We start from the raw sequence: 18228 nt of genomic DNA, 5'->3' as shown, positions 1-18228 counted from the left end.
ATGCACGGGGAGATCTTGCTTGGTAGCCGAGCTTCGTGGCTGTGGCCTGCACCTTGGCCGTCTTGCCGCCGACGGCGGTCGCCAACTTGCGGGTCGGCGTGGTCACGCCGATAGCGGCCACGCCGTTGCTAGACCACTAATAGGTCGTCGTGGCCGTATCACGCTTGCCAGCGCACCCCTCGTGAGTCCCACGCGCCACAGCGGGCCCATTCGAGGCGTTCATTGTTCTACGATTAATTCACTTCCCGGCTGGCCGAGGTCCAGCATCCTTCGCTGGGGATGCTGCCGAACCGCTCGCCTGCTGGGCTTCTCTAGATCTATTAGACGCTGACTCACCAGATCCGGGAACGAGGTCCGCTGACCGCTAGTGCGGCTCGGGCGCCCACGGTACCAACTGGCAAACGCGATCATCGAGTAGCCGGGTTGCGAGGAGACCCAGTTTGACGGGGCTGAGCCACCCAACGCTCCCATCGGGCTGGCACAAAACGCGTCTTCGTTCAGCTCGGTTCAGTGGAGCGCTGCGGGGATTGGCGGACGGTGACCTCATCACCGATGGGCTGGGCTAAGTTCCGCACCGCGCTGCGCAATCGAACGGCATCGAGCGTGGCCGCTGAAGGAGCCTCCGAAGGCGGAACCGGCGAACAGCATGGGCCCGAATCGAGATTGGGCGGCGACTTGAGATGAGTTGTGCTCACGATGGAAATCACGGCGACAAACATGCCTCATGCAGATGGTAGCTGAGCTCCACCGCATTCAATTCGCTCACCAGGCCATCCACTCATCTCGGACGTGAGCGCTGATGAGACGAGCCGGCCCCGCGTGACGTCCTTTCTAGAAGTGCTCGCGCAATGAACTGGCTAGCCCCTTGGCCAGATTCGAGGATGCAGACTCAAGTGAGGGCGCTTCCTCCTCGCGCTTCAGGTAGGCCTCATCGACCGTGGACGCATCGAGCAATCTTTCGAAAGGCATGGTCGACATCGAAGCACCCAGGGAAGCAAAATAGTCTTCGTATTTCCACATCGGCTCTCGCTTCTGAGCCTCATTGGTTAGCAGCTGGGCGGGAACACCCAGGCTGTGTGCGACCACCACCCCGTGCAAACTGGAGGACAGTACGAATCTGGAATTAGCGATCTCCTTGAGCATCGCGATTGGCTCCAGCGACGGCGGTGCAATGCGCAGGCCCGCCTTCCTAATGCCGGACAAGCCGCGGCGACCAGCTGACGAATTCCACGCGGAGAAATGCGGGATAACTAGCAAATCTGTTCGGGGACGAGACTGCCGCTCAACGAGCATCGGGGCCAGCAGGCCGGGGTCGCCCAGTGCGGTCTCGTCAGCGAGACCAAGCGCGAGTCGGGAATTGGGTCCTCGGAGTGCGATTATCGGTCCGATGTTTTGGTGCAAAGTGGGCAGAGCGCTCTGAGACGGAACGCCGCGGAGCCCTGTACCCCAAATCACCGCTTTAGTCGGGGTCATCGCTGCTAGCTCGAGAATGGACCCAACCGCAACAAGTTCTGCTCTAGAAGGAGGCGCCCAGACCACGCGGCGGCCGGTCACAGCCGCGACGAGGAGGGGAGACAGTTCATCGCCGAAGTTAAGAAGCGGGCGTTGAGTCAGAGCGGCTTGATGCAACCAGGCACGTGCGTTGTGCCGGATTTCCGGGAGGACTAGTCGAATGGACCGACGGGGCGACCACCAAAAGAGCTTGATGCTGTTCAATGTCTGAATTCCTAAGAGTTTGCGAATAAGAAGGGTGAGATGACTCGTTTCGTTCAGCGCCCCGGCAAGAGGTGACGAACGGTGCCTTGGACTATCCCGAGATCTCGTCGCGTGACCGGGAGTGAAAACATCACAGCACACGCCAGAGCCACGAACGCGGCCCCGGACGTCGCCATCTGAAGGATTGCTCCATAGTCGCGCGTAACCGAAGAAACGATCAGCCCGCCTCCAGTAATAACCAGCCCAACAGTCAGCACTCGGAGACCTGTGAAGAACATCCTCTTGATTGGAGCGACTCTATGGCGACGCAACCAGAATAGTGATAGCGGCCAGCCGAGGGCCACGCCCATCACGTAGCCCACCGCCACTCCCATCGCGCCAAAGAAGCTCCCGAGCAGCACAACTGCTATGAGTATGGACCGAGACATGATGGAGTACCTGAAGTGCGATCCGGTCAGACCTTTCGCAAGAAAGACCCAATACACCACGTAGCTAACGGCTTGAAAAGCGCCGGCAACGGCTAGAACCTGAAACAGCGGCGCGGACGGTTCCCAGACCTGCCCAAATATAAGAGGGATTATGGGCATTGCCCAGACGATCGCCAGACCCAGAAGCCCGACAACTGCGTAGCTTAGGACAATTTGTGCTCGTATCAGGTGTCGTTCGAATTGCTCAGGTTCACTATGGGATCGTGAAAGAACGGGGAGTGCGACATTTGTCATCGGTGTGAAGAGCTGGTTCATAGGGAATGTGACCAACTGCGACGCCCGGCCGTAGAACCCGAGTGCGGAGGCGCCGAACCGGGAGCCGATGATGACGCTCGGTACGTTGCTGCTGGCGTAAACGAGTAGCTGGGATGCCATGAGGTTGCCGCCATAACGGACGAGATGGCGGGTCGGTTCCCTCCTGTCAGGCAGGCCAGGCCGCCATCCCGACATGAGCGCACGCGCGATGAGTAGGGTGGCAGCTTGCACAATGAGCTGTCCAACCAAAGCCCAGTACCCAAATCCCAACAGAGCTAGGCCGATCGCAGCCGCAAGTCCGAGGATCATGGATAGAACTTCGGAGATACTCAGCTGCGCGAAGCGAAGGCCCCGGGCGAGGTGTGCCTGGAACTGAGTTTGTACGCCGTTCAACAAGAACATAGGCGCAACCGCCATGGTGATAACGGCTAGCCGGTCGTCGCCGTAAAGTGCCGCAATGGGCCAAGCGACCGCGATTGCGGTGACCGTGAGCAAGAGCCCCACAGCGGAATTCAGCCAGAACAGGTTGCTTTGCTGGGCGTGGGAGATCGTTTTCGCCTGGATAGCGGCCGACGATAGCCCCATGTCACGCAAGACATCGGCCACACCCACAATCGCAGTGACCATGGCTATCAAGCCGAAGTCTGCCGGTGAAAGAATCCGGCCGAGAACAACCAGGCCCCCCAACTGCAGGAGTACCTTCGCCAATTGGCCCGTCAAGACAATACCGCCCCCGCGCACGGCCTTCTGGCCAAGGGTGCTCACCTACAGTCGCTTTGTTCGGGTGGCACTCAGGCATAGAGGCTTCCGGGACTGTAATTCGGCACACGTGGTCGTCGGCATTGTTCGCGAAGCCTCCATCAGTCTGCAGACGAATTCGTCGGCTTCGTCAGTTTAGGTGCAGCCATTGATGTCAAATGGGCCGCGCGCGACAGGGCACTAAGGGTGCCGTCCCCAAAATCGGAGGTCACCCACCCATGCCGGCATGTCGGCGACCTCGGCAAGATGGGGTGGAGCATGTGGACCGTATACGAGGCCATGGGCGAATGGCAGAAAGGGACGCCGATCAACTGCTCGTCCAGTGTTTGGGTGCGATCACCCGTTGCGCGCCGGGCGTCTGATCAGCGATAGAACGAAAGGAGGGCCAGTGGCGCTATGGCACACTTGTCATAATGAGAGCAAATCTGTCGCACAGTGATGGTTTGTTTCGCGCGACTCTGGGGGCCAATTGATGGACATAAGTGACTATCTCTCTGTTCTGAGAAGGCGTTGGTATCTGCTTCCTTCCCTGGTGGCCCTCGGGGTTCTCATTGCTCTTGCGATATCAATGATGACGCCGCCGAAATACACGTCCGAAGCTCAGCTGCTCGTGAGAGTGCAGGCAGTTGCGGGGGCGACGGCGAGTGAGCTCCAAGTGGGGGCAAGCTTTTCACGTCAGTCCGTGATCACTTACGCGCCGATAGCCACGTCTTCCCTCGTGTTAGATCGGGTCATCCAGGATCTTTCCTTGACCACCACTGTTTCGGACCTAGCGGCAGCAGTGGATGTTTTCGCACCCCCGGCAACGGCGCTTCTGACAGTTCGAGTCTCGAACGAGAATGCAGGCCTGGCACAGAAAATCGCCGCATCAACGGCTAAGCATCTCGGCGACGCAATTGTTGACGAGTTGGAGAATCCGTTGGGTGCGGCTGCTGGGCCGGTGCTCGTCGAGACGGTCAACGAGGCATCGATGCCGAAGGCCCCTGTTTCGCCGAATCTCAAGTTGCTTCTCAGTCTCGGTCTCTTATTCGGGCTGGCCGGCGGGGTGTTGATGGCTTTCGCTCGCGCTGCACAGGACAAGCGGATTTATACAGCCCGGGATCTCAAAGCCGTGACATTAGCCCCGATACTCGGACCTACACCTTGGGTACAGGAACTGGCTGAGGGCCAAACTGTTGACGGCCTCAACAAGGAGGTCCAGGATGCCGCGCACAGCATCCTGCGGATGCTTCCGGCCCTGAGTCAAGGAAACACCTCCCGAACGTACGCAATAGCCGGCTCTAATTTTGGTGCTGGTGGTTCAACGGTCACGTCCCTGATGGCGCTTGGCTTGGCCAACTCCGGTTCAAGTGTCGTCGTCGTCGACGCAGACTCCGAGAACACAAGCATTAGTAAGCGCCTGGGGATTCAAGATGCAACCGCCTGGGCGGACCTTCTTCGTGATAGCGCTCAATTTCCTCCGAGCTTTCGAGCCGTCAAAGGCGAAATTCGGGTGATCTCTGCTGCGACCCCTGTGGGCGTGGCGTCACGTTTCGATACACCACCCTTCCGCTCTCTCTTGAAGCTGCTCGGAGATGAATTCGACTACGTTCTTGTAGATTCTCCGCCTGTTGCTGGCAGCGTTGACGCAGTCATCCTCAGCAGACTGGCTGGAGGCACCATCCTGGTCATTGCATCAGGCAGTACGACCAAGGATGACTTGGCTGTCGCCGCTGAGGCCCTGAACGACTTCGGGGGTTCAATTCTCGCAATCGTCCCCACGAAGGTGTCTCGACAGGGAATTAAGAGTCGCGAATACTCTGCTCGGTTCAGCGCAATGCGCACAATGGCGGCACCCGGCGAGAACGAATCGAGTCTGGTTACCATCGCGAAGGGCCGAAGCAATTGATCAAGTGGACGTTTATAACTGTCACTTACAACAACAGCAAGACACTCAGAGAGTACTGGACAGGGGACCTGCCATCCTGGGCAGAATGGATCGTCGTGGACAACGCTTCGGCCGATGGCACGGCCGAAGTCGCCACTGAGATCGGCGCAACCAAGGTCATCCGGTCGAGTGAGAACCTCGGCTTCGGCGCCGCCAACAACGTCGGGCTGCGGGAAGCTTCGGGTGAGTACATAGCATTCACTAATCCAGACGTGACGGTGGACTTCGACTCCGTTGATGCGATCGCACGATCCATCGATGCTCGCGGCGGCATCGTTAGCCCTCAACTCATTAATCCGGACGGATCGCTACAACCCAATGGAAGAGGGCTGCCGACGCTCGCCAGCAAGGTGAGAAATCGCCTGAGCGACAAATTCAAAATGCCCGGCTATCAGATTTTCGCGCAACCCGGCGAAGAGATAGAAGTTGACTGGTTCATCGGTGCCGTCGTCGCGGGTAGGCGCTCCACATTCGTCGAACTCTCCGGGTGGGACGAGAAGTTCTTCCTCTATTACGAGGATTCAGATATTGGACTTCGTGCATGGAGGGCAGGATTCAGTGTTCGGCTTGTTGGCCAATCGCGCTGGATACACGGATGGGCCCGCGAGACAACAGAATTCAAGTTGGACCCCTGGAAGCGCGAGTTCGCGTCTATGGCGAAGTTCTATGGACGTTACCCGCTACTTCTCGGCCCTGTGTCGCTTGCGCGTGTGTTCTTCCCGCGAGCGAAGAAGAACTCTCGAAGACTGCCTTGGAATAGAAAAACCTCCGGCAGCCTCCAGACGCGTCACAACGAGGCGTCGTGATGGCGACAATTGCCGAGCCCAATGTTCGCCCGGGCCTTTCACTCATAATGACCGTTCTGAACGAGGAGGTGGGCCTGCACGGCTTTCTTCAGAGTCTTGGCGAACAGTCATCACTGCCATCCGAGATCGTCATCGTAGATGGGGGATCAACGGATAAGACCATGGCCATTCTGCGGGCGTGGCAGGCTCCCCGAGGGGTCCGGCTGGTTTTTGAGGTGGTGCAGGGGGCTGGGATCTCAGAGGGACGAAATAGGGCAATCAGCCTCGCGACGTCCGAAAAGATTCTGGTCACCGACGCAGGAACGACACTCGACCCGGGATGGGTCGAAAATCTCTCTCGGCACTTGGGCGATTTTGATGTGGTTTCGGGTTTCTTTGAGCCCCACGCCGGCACTTTTCTATCAACCGCTGTAGCAGCCACAATCACGCCTCATGTGTCCGAGATAGCCGCCGATGCATTCCTGCCGTCAAGTCGGTCCGTCGGGTTCCTCAAGAGCACCTGGGCGCGGGCAGGCGGGTACCCGGAGTGGCTCGACTACTGTGAGGACCTGGTTTTCGACCAGGCGATGAAGGCTGACGGAGCCACTTTTCGGTTTGTACCCACCGCGTTGGTGACTTGGGATGCCCGCCCGACCTTGCGAGCATTCGCCAAGCAGTACTTTCGATATGCGAGAGGGGACGGCAAGGCGCGCCTATGGAAGAAACGCCATATCGCTCGCTATTCTGCGTATGCGTTCGGTGTGATGCTCATAGTCGCGACGATCTTTTGGAATCCAGCGTCTATCCTGCTTCTCATAGCTGGCGGCACTGTCTATCTGTGGAAGTTCTACAGGCGTCTCTTTCTGTTCAGAAACTTGCTCGGTCGGAATTTATACAAAGCGATTCTTTTACTCCCGATTGTGGTCGTCATAGGCGACGTCGCGAAAATGCTCGGTTATCCGGCAGGCCTCATGTGGCTTAGGAAGAACTCGGCTGACCGCAGGATCATCGCAGTCGGGCCCGCTTCTTGACTTTCTTCATCTTCCTGGCGGTCGGGCTGGTGGTGCTTATTCTCTCGAGCGTCATCCCGCTTTTTGGGCTATGGCGCGTTCTTGCGATCTCTGCTCTTCTTTGTCTCTGTCTCGCGCCATACCCCTTGGCCATATTAGAGAGCGACAAGTTGCACTTCGGAATTGCCGAAGGGCTGTATGTCCCCAAGACCTATTCGGTGGTGTTGGCCGTATTGGCGTTGGCGAGTCTGCGTCAACGTGGTTTCCGCAAAGCGACCGCCTTCGGGCTGGTTTTCATCGGCTACGTGCTTCTGGGCAGCGCGCTTGAATGGAACGCAACCCCGGCCTTGTGGTCCGGCGTCGTTCATCTCACAACAGCGGTGGTTGCGCTTGGCGTAGGGATTTCGATTGGACAGGCAATTCGTACGGACGTTCAGTTCGCTCGTTTGTGGGCGGTTGCTTGTTTGGGAATCGTCGTGGTCCAGGGGGTATTTAGCGTGGGCCAGCTCCTCGGACTTCCACTCAGCGTCTATAGCGAGGTCGGGTATTTCAACGCCGAATCTCGAGCTATCGGCACCTTCAACCACCCAAGCGTCCTAGGGAAGGTCTTCCTGCTGCTGCTTGTGGCGATGCTGCCGCTGACTCGCTCCAACGATCTAGTAGTTCGGCGAGTCATTTGGGTCGCGACGCTGTTGTCGATTCCTGTCTTGGCCGCCACGCAAGCGAGGGCCAATCTTCTGGCCGTGCTCGCCGCAGTCTTCCTCTGGATAATTCTGGATACGCGCCTCACCTCCCGTCGTCGGATGGTCTACGCGTCCATCTCGTTCCTCGCATCGATTCCCGTGTTACTTGTGCTCGTTCCGCGTTTCCTGATGGATCCCGAAGGGGGCGACCGCCCTAATCTCTTGAAGACGGGCCTGGCACAGATAGCGCGGTCACCGTGGTTTGGCATTGGGCCGAATTCGTATTCGGATGTCGTGGGCGGGAGAGACCTCTTGGCTGCCACCGGTTTTCCAGTGCACAACACCCTCTTATTGGCTGTCGCGGAACTGGGCGTCGTCGGCGCCGTACTTCTTTTCAGCCCGATCGCTTTACAGCTGGTGTTGGCCGTTAAAGGGCTACGTCTCGGTGGGCCAGGTCGTGATGGGGCGATGGCAGTCCTGGTGACCGCTCCTGGGCTGGCGCTGGTTGCCATGACTGGATGGGGCATGCTCGCAGATGGCGTGCTGATTCTCTGGTTTCTTGTCGTGGGGATTTCTCTGTCGTTCATGCGGAGCCCACGGCGCCTATTCGACGCGCCCTCCGCCGTTTCGTACTTATCGCGTCGACAGGTTCGCCTGCGGTCGAGAGCAGTCAGGCCCGCGAAGGTGAGTCGATAGTTGTCCCGTACTGAACCGCCCAGAAGTCACGCCCGAGTGTGGATCGCTGCCCTTGCCATAGCCGGCTATGCGGCGCTTGTGTTAGCGGCTACCATGTGGCCGACTCCGCTGGACCAAGGTTTCGCTGGATCCATCGACCGGCTCCTGGGCATTCTTCACCGGAATGGGATGCCCGAGTGGTTTGGATATAACAAACTCGAGTTTGCTGCCAATGTTCTTATGTTCGTTCCACTTGGGTTCTTGACGTCCATACTCCTGCCAGCACGTATTTGGTGGCTAGCCCTGATTTGTTGTCCGGCGCTTTCCGTAGTGATCGAGTTAACTCAGGCCCAATTCCTGTCAGCACGATTCGCCACCGTAACAGACGTCGCAGCGAACACGATTGGCGCTCTTATCGGAGCGGTGCTGGCGGTCGGGATCAGGGCGGCCCTTCACGGCCGGGATGAGAAGATGATCGCCTACGCTCTTTGGAAGATGGATACGCAGCGCTAACCACAGCTTTTCGGCGGAGCACAGCGCCATCACCGGCTTGGGCGATCAGTCGATCTTCTGTGTCAGAAGGAAGTCGTCGGCCCAGACGCTTCCGGCCCCTGAGTCGATGGAGAGTGCGATTTCGGCGCTGGTGTCCTGTTTGCCAGTCGTGAACGTCACCCACACCGACTCCCACTGGTCAGAGTCAGCGGTGGCGCTTGCCCGGGCGGACCCGTGATTCGAGACGGAAAGCGCAACGCCCTTGGTGTCATGGCCAGGACGCACGTGCGCTCCCAGCGTATAGGTCGTGTTGGGAAGAAGACCGGTGAGAAGAGACGATACTCCCGCACCCGCTCCGCTCAGCAGAAGCCCCTTTGTCCCGCCGCGCACCACATCGGCCTGAACCGAGGCCGCGCCCGTGGATTCCCAACCATCGAGCGTGCCGATCTCGAATCCACCGTTGACGATCCCTGTGCGGTAGGCCTCGAGTTCGGCGAGCTGAAAGCTGAACTCAGGCTCCGATGTCGCCGATGTCGAGGTCAATTGAGTAGCGTCGACCTTCAGATACCGGTACTCGCCTGCGGGAAAGGCAAAGGTTTGAGGCCCGTCCACGGGGAGGGCATCGTTGTACCCTGTGGCGGTGTAAAGCGTTGTCCAGGTTGCGTCGTCCGTTGAGCCCTGGATCGCAAATCCTGACGGGAACCCCTTGCCATTAGCCACCTGCGAATCGCGAGGCCACAGCACCATGGTGTCAACGGGCTTCACCGCACCGAGATCGACTCGCACGGTCTCTGTCGTGTCAGCAGTGGTGTGGACCGCCGAGCTCCAACCTCTCATATTGACCTTCACGGGCTCGAAACTGTGCCGACGTCCGTCGCTCAGGGACGATACCGACCATCCTTCACCGACATCCTCGATGGAACTGCTGGTGGTGGCCACTGCGCCTGAGGCGGCCGCGGCAAGATTTGTAGCGGCTGGCTCGGCCGATATTTGCCTTTGACCGGCCTTCTTCTCCGTGGTTGGGGCTAGTTCGACGTTGACCACCCCGTGCGCGGGGATCGTTATCGTAGTCTTCATCGTTTGAGCGGCCTTGAGCACTGCGTCATCGACCACCGGTGCGTTCTCATTGGCGCTCGGGTACGCCGGAGCGACCTCGGTTGAGGCGTCGCTGAACCCGTTACCTCGCGCGGCCGTCACCATGGATACCGTTGAGGTGAAGTTCGTCTTTTTGTAGGGAAGATCCTCTAGCGTCAGTGTCATCTCAACGTCGTTCTCGGTGTTGTTCCACAGCAACGCTGCGGTCGTCCGCTTCGTCTCGTCCTTGGTAACGAAACCATAGACATCTTGGGTATCCGAACCGGCGCCGACCACGGCAGCGGGCTGCAAGGTCGACCCGAGCTCGGAATAGAACTCGAAGACGTTTCCTCCTGCCTTGCGGTGGCCATCCGCAGTAACGAGCCCGAGGTCCCCGTTGTAGGGGATCAGATACCTGAATCCCTCGACCGGGCTGAAGTAGAAGAACTTCTCCCCGCCGGACTGGCTTGCAAGGTAGAGCCGGCGTGCGAGATAACTCGAACCGTTGATACTCGAATTGGTGTCGGAACCCTGACCGGCCCCTCTGTCCATGAATGAGTCGTTGTTCCACTCGGTGATGTAGATCGGCAGGTTCTCGAGCCCCGCTGCCGTTAGCCATGCTCGCGCCTGGGGCACAGACTCCCAATTGTTGGAGCGGTAACTGTGGGTGGTGAAGAAGTCGATCGGCACCGTCGGATTGGCACCCAGGAACTTGATGAAGTTCTCTGACCAGTTGCCAATCGAATCCAGTCCAGAAGCTGCTGGCCCCCCGACTCTTGCGGTGCTGTCAACGCTTCGCACAGCGTTGGCACTTGCCACGTACAGCGCGTTGTAGGCATCCGGACCGCCTAACCAGTGATCGGTATCGAGTTCGTTCCACACCTCGTACTCCCATCCGGTGTGGCCGAGATCTCGGTAATGTGCAACGAACGCAGCTACGAGGGCAGACCACTGATCGAGGGACTTTGGTGGGGCGTAAGGAGAGGTCGCCAGGGCCTTTGGCATGTAGGACAGTGTGATGAACGGCGTTATGCCATGGGCGACGAGCGGGAGCAGAACTTGATCGAGGCGTGAGAAATCGTAGACCATTGCTCCATCGGCGTCTGTGCTGACTACCTTGTAGTACGGATCATCGAAAATGTGGTCAATACGGGTTTCTTTAATCCCCATGCTAGACATCTGTGCGGCCTGCTCGACAAACCAATTCAGGTTCGTCATGCCGGTGTACCCGCCCTGCGAGGCATTGAGTAGACCGTCGGTGTCGAACGCTTCTCCTGTGGCGGCGTAGCTGGATGTGATCGACGCCGTGGTCGTAGTCGCAGTTACGCCATCCGCGGGAGCCAGGTCGGGGGCGGAGGCGGAAAAAGCGGGTTGCGGCGGATAATGCACAGGCGCAGTCGTCGGCGTCGGCGCCGGAACAGGCTCTGGGACACACGCCGTCAACGCGAAAGCAGCTACCAGGAGCATCGCAACATGCCTGGCGTGCGGTTGGTGTTTCTTGGCGCGAACGTGGAGGGTCAGACTGGATCTCTCCATGCGGGGGGTCTTCATAGACGAAAGGTCTCTCCTGCTGGCGGTGATGGCTGCGGCGTAGGGTACAGATCGTCCGCGCTCGATGACTGAGCTTAGATGAGATTCTGTTGCGGAAACTTGAGCCCGTCTCCGGTCAAGGACCTGGTCACGACGCGAGTTGTAGTCGGATCACCCCGGCGAAGGCTGGGAGCACGGGGACGTTCGTCGACACATGAGCAGTGGCTTGCGCCGAAGAGCGGTGCCGCAGGCGCAAGAGCGTGCGCAAGGACCAGCGCGTTGGCGGCGTGGTAAGGCGCGCTCCAGTTCCGTTACGGCAGTCTTGGCTTTGGTGCGTTCGGGTCAATTGGGGCAGCTCGACCACAGGAGCGCCACTGGAACGCGCTGTCTACGGGTACCACACAGTCCTTAAGAAAACCTTATCTTTCACTGTGTAAAGATAGGGACTTAGGCGGCCGTGGGCGACTCGACGCGGAACGTCGCCGTCCGCTTGAGGGGAAGCCAATTTTGAACTCTAACCACCCGTCATGTTCAACGTTGGCCCCGGTCGCAAGACGCATCGCCTCGCGTCCTTTCCGCAGGACATACCCGACGGCGTTTCAGCAGTTGCGCGACGGGCTGTATCGACAGATAAGTCCGATTGGTTCGCACGGAGCGTGCCCCGGGGTGCGCTTTGTCTGCCGCGACAACCCGCCATTAGCTGTTCGTGAGTTCAGGTACGAACAAATGGAGCCAGGTGAACAAAGGTTCACAACTGTGGTGAGGCGTCGCTACTCGCCTTGACCGTCACGGCTTCTAGTTAGGTCATCGGCCGGCAAGCCCGACGTTGGCGGGCGCGGGGGGCGAACCGTTGCAGTGTCCGGAAGCTCCGCGCATTGAAACGGAGCCCTCCCGAACCGTTCAATGCCAGCAGGCCAGATCGCCGTGATCGTGAGCGCGGGAAAGGCTTGGTTCCGCGAATCAAATAGACAACTGACGAATCCGAAAGAGAGTGCTTGGCTAAGTGGAGAAGCGACTAGATATACAGGGAATTCGGGCAGTCGCAGTAGGACTCGTCGTCCTCTTTCACTTGTGGCCCAAGCGAATCACCGGGGGCTATGTGGGAGTTGACGTCTTTTTCGTTATCTCTGGGTTTCTCATTACAGCGCATCTACTCAGGGAAGTGGAAAGAACCGGGACAGTATCACTGACTGAGTTCTGGGCCAGACGTATCCGTCGGCTCTTGCCTGCCGCCTTCACAGTGCTATCAGCGTCGCTGATTGCAGTATTCGTAATCTTGCCGAAGTCGCTGCTACAACAGTCTCTCTACGAAATTGGCGCAAGCGCGGTATACGTCCAGAACTGGCTTCTGGCGAACAACTCGGTTGACTATCTCGGTGTCGACAATAAGCCGTCGATCGCGCAGCACTTTTGGTCTCTGTCGATCGAAGAACAGTTCTACATAGGATGGCCGATTCTGATACTGGCGGCCCTCTGGTTAGCGACGAAAATGAGGTCATCGCGGTCGCCTAGGCGTGTCGTCGCTGGTTCTCTGATCGTTGTCTTCGTCGCATCTTTGTCCTTTTCAGTTTTCGAGACTTCGGCGAGTCAACCGAGCGCGTATTTTGTAACCACAACTCGTGCTTGGGAATTTGCCGCTGGTGGGCTCATTGTCTTTCTGCCGCCACTTCTCAACAGGCTCTCGCGCTGGGGCGGGGTGACCCAACTGGTGGTGAGTTGGCTAGGCCTGGGCATGATCGTTGGCTCCGCTGTGCTCTTCACCGGCGCATCCGCTTTTCCGGGTTGGATTGCGCTGATCCCAGTCGTCGGCACGGCTGCACTCATTTACGCAGGAGATAGCAGTTCGACGTGGTCGCCACAGTTCCTCCTCGCATTTGGGCCTGCTCAGCTACTGGGAAACATCTCGTACGCGGTCTATCTGTGGCATTGGCCTCTCATCGTCCTTTTCCCCTACCTCACTGGCCATGAACTGACTATGAAGAACAGACTCATGATTCTCGCGCTGACTTTGCTGCTGGCCGTGGGGACACGGCAGCTTATTGAAGAACCTGTACGTAGGACACGAGGTCTCTTGAGATTGCGTCGCCCGGTCTTTGCTTTCATGATCGCCGGTGTCGTACTGATCGTCGGTGTAGCCAGCATCGGAACGGCTCAGTTGCATCGCCAAAACGACGAATTCGCAGCCCAGGTAGCTGAATCCATTTCCTCTGGTGTGGGGTGCTTTGGAGCTTCCGCCATGATCGCGGCGAATGACTGCGCCAGGCCCTATGCGCAGACAGACTCAGTAAGTCCCGAATTCGCTGCGGACGATATCGTTTGGAAGCACGGGGTCATGGCGGGGCCAGACTGTTGCACCTTCGGAGTAACCAATAAGCCGAAACACACAATTGCGTTAGTTGGAGATTCACACGCGCACGCATTAGTCGACCCGCTTGTAATCTATGCAAGAACTCACGGGTGGAAAATCATAATGTACGCAATCCCGGGATGCACTGCGATGGAAAACGACGTTCCCGCGGACAAGTTGCCCGTCAAGCTATCCGCCGAACGAGTGAAGGCATACGGGGAGTGCTTAGAGTGGGGCGACAAGATGCTCGACGCTCTTAAAGTGAATACCGATATCGATACCGTCGTATTCGTGAATCGAACAAGCATTTACCAGATTCCAGCGGCGCAGGCAATCGAAGTCTGGAAGTCGGTAGAGGCGTCGGGTAAGACGGTCATCGCGGTCCGCGACGTACCAGGCATGAAGGGAAAACAGACAGCGCCCCAATGCATCGAGGAGCACGCGAATGCCTACGATCCATGCGCCTGGACGCCGCCTGACGCCCCTGACTTCATGGTCGAGGCGTCCGCAGAGTCAGGTGTGCCGTTAATAGATCTGACCCAATATTTCTGTGACGAGGCCGGCTGTCACGCGGTAATTGGTGGAGCTGTCGTCTATTACGACAGCAATCACTTGACCTACACGTTCACGCAGACGCTCGCGCCTTTCCTCGGAGCCGCTGTGGCCGCAGAACTTAAATAGCGACGAAGTCGCCGGCTCAAGCTTGGGTGGCGGGCAGAAGTTCTCCTGACCGGCCCCGGCTTGGCTGTCTGGGCCGGCGCTGGAACCACAGTCCCGTACAGCGGGCTCCGTCATTGGGGCTGTGAACAAATTGACATGCGCATGATAAGACCATGACCCTCAAGAATGCGAGCACGGCCCACTCAGCTTCGCGGGATGCGGGAACCAAAATCTACGCAGCATGAACTGGTCAACTGGTCTGAGTAGGGTCCGAGCGGCGTGTTGCGAGATTGGGCTGTCTAACAACAGCGCGCCTGCGCGCGAGGAAAGTAACGCGCTGTTTCTGAGCGTTGTTGCTTTGCAGCCGTTTGCAAAGGGAGGGGCCTCAGCCAACCAGTCAGGCGCCTATCCAGCAGCCACTGTGGCGCAATCGAGCGCGGTTGAGTCAAGGGTCGTTGCGCGCACCATCGGTGTCAAAATCGCCGCGAGATCACGCGTTCCGGGCTCGCCGGCGACCATGTCAAATGTCACGTTCTGGGTGGAGCCGGGCTCGATAGTGGTTCGGAGGCGAGAGACGGGGTAGTCGCCGTCATGGAACGCGGTCACGCTCTCGGCAACGCCGTCAACGCTGAGCCCGACGATCTCGGCACCGGGCGGGGCGTACGCGAAGAGATCGATGCGGATGTCTCCCGCTGTAACCCCTTCTGAGCCGTCGCCGACGATGTAGAAGGTGAGGTCGTCGACCTGATCCTTCGTCAGGCGGTTGGTGTTGTTCACGCTCACGCGATAGCTTTCACGGCCGTCAGCACGGCAAGCCGCCTGGCTCAAGGTCACCGTCTGGTCGAGATAGTAGTCCATCTTCGAGCCGATCGCATCCTGCGTGTACAGCCCGATCCGGTCGGTCTGGGCGTCGCTCTGCGGCAACGCGCCACCGAGATGCGCTGACTCGATCACGCCGGTTTCCGCCTCGTTGCTGCTCCACAGCAAGAGACGACGCTCCTCAGCGGCCTGTGCCACTCCGCTCGCGAGAACCTTGAGGTCGAGGTCACCACCCATGATGGTGCCAAAGAGACCGTTGATGACCTCTGCGAAATAGGCGCCCTGCTGGGCACGAGAAGCCTCGGTCTCACCTGAAAACCGCAGGTAGACCTTGTTGACCAGCAGGTCCACGGCGTTGTCACCGGTCATCGTTTCGCCCGTGGAGAGCTGGATCGGCGGCCCGGCGCGGAGAATGTAGCTCAGCGCAACGGGGTCGATCGCGATGACACCATCGATCGGGGTGCCGACCTGCTCTTGCCACATCGTGCGGGCGATGTTGGCGCCGCTGGCGAAGTCGGGCCGAACCGTGGAGTTGAGCATTGACGTCCCATAAGCGTTCTGGAAGAGCTCCGTCACCCCGTCTGGCGCATCGACGATGGACGCGTCGTAAACGGAGAAATCGTCCTTGCCGAGCTGGTCACCCAGGCTGATCGAGCCCTTCGACAGCGTGAGCGGCACGATGGAACCCGGAATGCCCCCGAGTGAACGGAGCTCCGCGTTGTTCTGAAACAAAATGAGGTAGGTGCGGGGCGTGTCGACGCCGAGAGCCGGCGCCACGATCGGCAAGACCTTCTGCGCCTGCGTCATCGCCGGGGCAAGTGCATTGAGCTGATCGGCCAGGGTCGCCTGCGCCTTGGTCACCTGGGCGATCGTATTCGATGTGTCGATGCCGTCGACTGTCGTGACCGCAGCGTTGATCGTGGTCGCGGCCACGTCGATTCTGGGGATGGCCGCTTCGAAGAGCGCGGTGTTGAGCGCGCCGTCGTCCGTGGTGAGGCCGTCGCTGACGAAGTCGCTCACGATCTCCATGAGCGGTGGTACGGCGTCCACGACAATGGAGTCCGTGGCCGCGGCCAGCTCACGCACAGCTGTGAGGTTGGAGCCGAGCACGGGTGTGAATTCCGCCACCCGCCACACGGGGTCGCTGGTCAACTCCCGCGCATGCTGCACACGCGGCGTGAGGTCCGCGAGAGTCGCCTCAGCACCAGGAACGTCCTGGGCGACGAGCTGGTCACGCAGCTGACTGACGAGCGACACGGAGGTCTCCAGCTCCGTCTTGGCCTGCAGGGCGCGCACGGCCAGCCAGGTGGTAGCCGCCAGCACCAGGATCACCACGGCCAGAACCCACACTTGCCACCGTTTGTACCAGGGACGACGCCGTGTCCGATGGCGGGCAGATCGGCGGGTCTCGTGCATGTGTCCATTCATTCGTTCGAAGTGCGAAATCGGGTGTGAGGCTAGACGGCGCCCTCGGGACGCACGACAGCGCGCACGGTTCGCCAGAGGATCAGGATGTCCGCAGTGAGGGACCAATTCTCCACGTAATAGAGGTCCAACCGGATGCTGTCTTCCCAACTCAAGTTTGACCTACCGCTGACCTGCCACAAACCACTCATGCCGGGCTTCATGATCAAGCGGCGGCTTGCGGCATCATCGTACAGTGCGACTTCGGCCGCCCGCTGTGGGCGGGGACCGACGAGACTCATTTCTCCGGTAATCACGTTGAAGAGCTGGGGGAGCTCATCGAGGGAGTACTTGCGCAGGATCAGGCCGACCGGCGTGATGCGCGGATCGTTGGTGACCTTGAACAGCGGGGTGTCCGAGGTGCCTTGTGCGTCGAGCAGGCTCTCGAGCTGGTCGTCGGCATCTTGCACCATCGAGCGGAACTTGAGCATGCCGAAAGGGTTGCCGTGCCGGCCGATGCGCACCTGACGGTAGAGGATGTTGCCGGGTCCGGAACGCTTCACCGCGATTGCGACGCCCAGGAGAACCGGCGATGCGAGCAGGATCAGGAGTCCGGACGCGATGATGTCGAAGCTTCGCTTGGACCAACGTCGGATTCCTTCGAAGGCGGGGTAGCTCACGTGGATCAGAGGCAGGCCGGCCACCGGTCGGGCGTGGATCCGCGGCCCGGCAATATCCGTGAGGGCGGGGGCCACGATAAGTTCCACGTCGCGAGCCTGCAGTCCCCACCCGACTCGGCGCATGTCGTCCGGATTGATTTCGTCGGCTCCGGTGAGGATCACCGTGTCGGCTTCAACGTCGTCAACCGCTTGCAAGAGGTAGGAGTAGTCACCGAGGACGGGGACGCCCTGGATGGGCGGTTCGTGACGATTCGATGATTGGGTGAGGGCGCCCACCAGCAGAAGGCCCGAACCTGGTGCGCGTTGAATCGTGGCTGCCACATGGGTGGCCTTGCGGCGCTCACCCAGGAGAAGAGCCCGCGCCAGATAGTTCCCTCTGGCTTGCTGCTTGCGCAGCCATTGCCGCCAAGCCCAGCGAGAAAATAGGAGCATGAGAAGCCCGAAGGGGAGCGCGGTGAGGAGATAGCCTCTGGCGATCTCCAGTTTGAATAGGAGCGCGACGATGGCGAAGACGCCAAAAAGGCGGATTGTGGAATCGACCACACGCTTGTACTCCAGTGTGCCGCTACCGATCACCTTGTGATCGCGCGTGGCGAACACGTCGAGGATGAGCATCCACGCGGCGATGAGCACAACCGACACGAGACCGTAAGAGGCGCGAAGGTCAGGAATTCCGGTGGTCGTAAGTTCGACTGATTCGAAGCCGAACCAGAGGATGTGTGATCCCAGTACCGCGGTGCAGACCACGACGACGTCGGTGGTAAAAAGTCGCACGGCGAACTTGCGTTGCCATTGCTTTCGCTGGGCCACCCCAGGGGCTCGTGTATCCACGGCCATATGTAGTTCCCCCCAAGTGCCTTAAGGCGCACCGTTTTTTCCGGGCAGGCCGAGAACGGCCCCCACATGACAGTGTCCCATGTTCAG

Annotated in this window: 11 protein-coding genes; 6 read left to right on the top strand and 5 right to left on the bottom strand. The window is 59.3% G+C overall.

Annotated features, from left to right (window positions below):
• Positions 1-831: 831 nt before the first annotated feature.
• Both DOE79_RS20870 and DOE79_RS07775 read right to left on the bottom strand, forming a co-directional pair.
• Entirely contained in the window at positions 832-1143 is a 312-nt protein-coding gene (locus tag DOE79_RS20870; RefSeq protein ID WP_245977199.1) for a glycosyltransferase family protein, read from the bottom strand.
• Between the two features lie 626 nt (positions 1144-1769).
• Positions 1770-3224 carry a lipopolysaccharide biosynthesis protein gene (locus DOE79_RS07775; RefSeq protein ID WP_120337997.1) on the bottom strand — a complete coding sequence of 485 codons (1455 nt, stop codon included), beginning with the start codon at positions 3222-3224 and terminating at the stop codon, positions 1770-1772.
• A 466-nt stretch (positions 3225-3690) separates the two neighbouring features.
• Here DOE79_RS07775 and DOE79_RS07770 point away from each other — a divergent pair, with 466 nt between their 5' ends.
• The 5 genes from DOE79_RS07770 to DOE79_RS07750 are packed head-to-tail and all read left to right on the top strand — an operon-like array spanning position 3691 to position 8811.
• Positions 3691-5106, top strand: a complete 1416-nt coding sequence (locus tag DOE79_RS07770; protein ID WP_120337996.1) for a Wzz/FepE/Etk N-terminal domain-containing protein — start codon at positions 3691-3693, stop codon at positions 5104-5106.
• Complete coding sequence (locus tag DOE79_RS07765; protein WP_162942654.1) at positions 5103-5951, top strand: glycosyltransferase family 2 protein; 849 nt, start codon at positions 5103-5105, stop codon at positions 5949-5951. Before DOE79_RS07770 ends, DOE79_RS07765 begins: the two co-directional genes overlap by 4 nt.
• Entirely contained in the window at positions 5951-6961 is a 1011-nt protein-coding gene (locus tag DOE79_RS07760) for a glycosyltransferase (protein WP_120337994.1), read from the top strand. Before DOE79_RS07765 ends, DOE79_RS07760 begins: the two co-directional genes overlap by 1 nt.
• On the top strand, positions 6958-8319 hold the full coding sequence (locus DOE79_RS07755) for an O-antigen ligase family protein (RefSeq protein ID WP_120337993.1): 1362 nt from the start codon (positions 6958-6960) through the stop codon (positions 8317-8319). The genes DOE79_RS07760 and DOE79_RS07755 overlap by 4 nt, the downstream gene beginning before the upstream one ends.
• A gap of 36 nt (positions 8320-8355) precedes the next feature.
• Positions 8356-8811: a VanZ family protein gene (locus DOE79_RS07750; protein WP_120337992.1), complete on the top strand. Its 456-nt coding sequence runs from the start codon at positions 8356-8358 to the stop codon at positions 8809-8811.
• A gap of 45 nt (positions 8812-8856) precedes the next feature.
• Here the strand turns inward: DOE79_RS07750 and DOE79_RS07745 are convergent, their stop codons facing one another.
• Entirely contained in the window at positions 8857-11415 is a 2559-nt protein-coding gene (locus DOE79_RS07745; protein ID WP_120337991.1) for a GH39 family glycosyl hydrolase, read from the bottom strand.
• A gap of 982 nt (positions 11416-12397) precedes the next feature.
• On the opposite strand from DOE79_RS07745, the gene DOE79_RS07740 reads away from it, so the two are divergent.
• Positions 12398-14422: an acyltransferase family protein gene (locus tag DOE79_RS07740; protein ID WP_120337990.1), complete on the top strand. Its 2025-nt coding sequence runs from the start codon at positions 12398-12400 to the stop codon at positions 14420-14422.
• Between the two features lie 384 nt (positions 14423-14806).
• Here the strand turns inward: DOE79_RS07740 and DOE79_RS07735 are convergent, their stop codons facing one another.
• Together DOE79_RS07735 and DOE79_RS07730 are read right to left on the bottom strand one after the other, a co-directional pair.
• Entirely contained in the window at positions 14807-16555 is a 1749-nt protein-coding gene (locus DOE79_RS07735; RefSeq protein WP_162942653.1) for a DUF4012 domain-containing protein, read from the bottom strand.
• Positions 16556-16677: 122 nt separating this feature from the next.
• Positions 16678-18114: a sugar transferase gene (locus DOE79_RS07730; RefSeq protein ID WP_245977197.1), complete on the bottom strand. Its 1437-nt coding sequence runs from the start codon at positions 18112-18114 to the stop codon at positions 16678-16680.
• Positions 18115-18228 lie beyond the last annotated feature (114 nt).

This window comes from Cryobacterium soli (assembly GCF_003611035.1).
In the GTDB taxonomy this organism is placed as follows: Bacteria; Actinomycetota; Actinomycetes; order Actinomycetales; family Microbacteriaceae; genus Cryobacterium; species Cryobacterium soli.
Note: the sequence above shows the minus strand (reverse complement) of the source record. Positions and strands in the feature narration are given on the sequence as shown.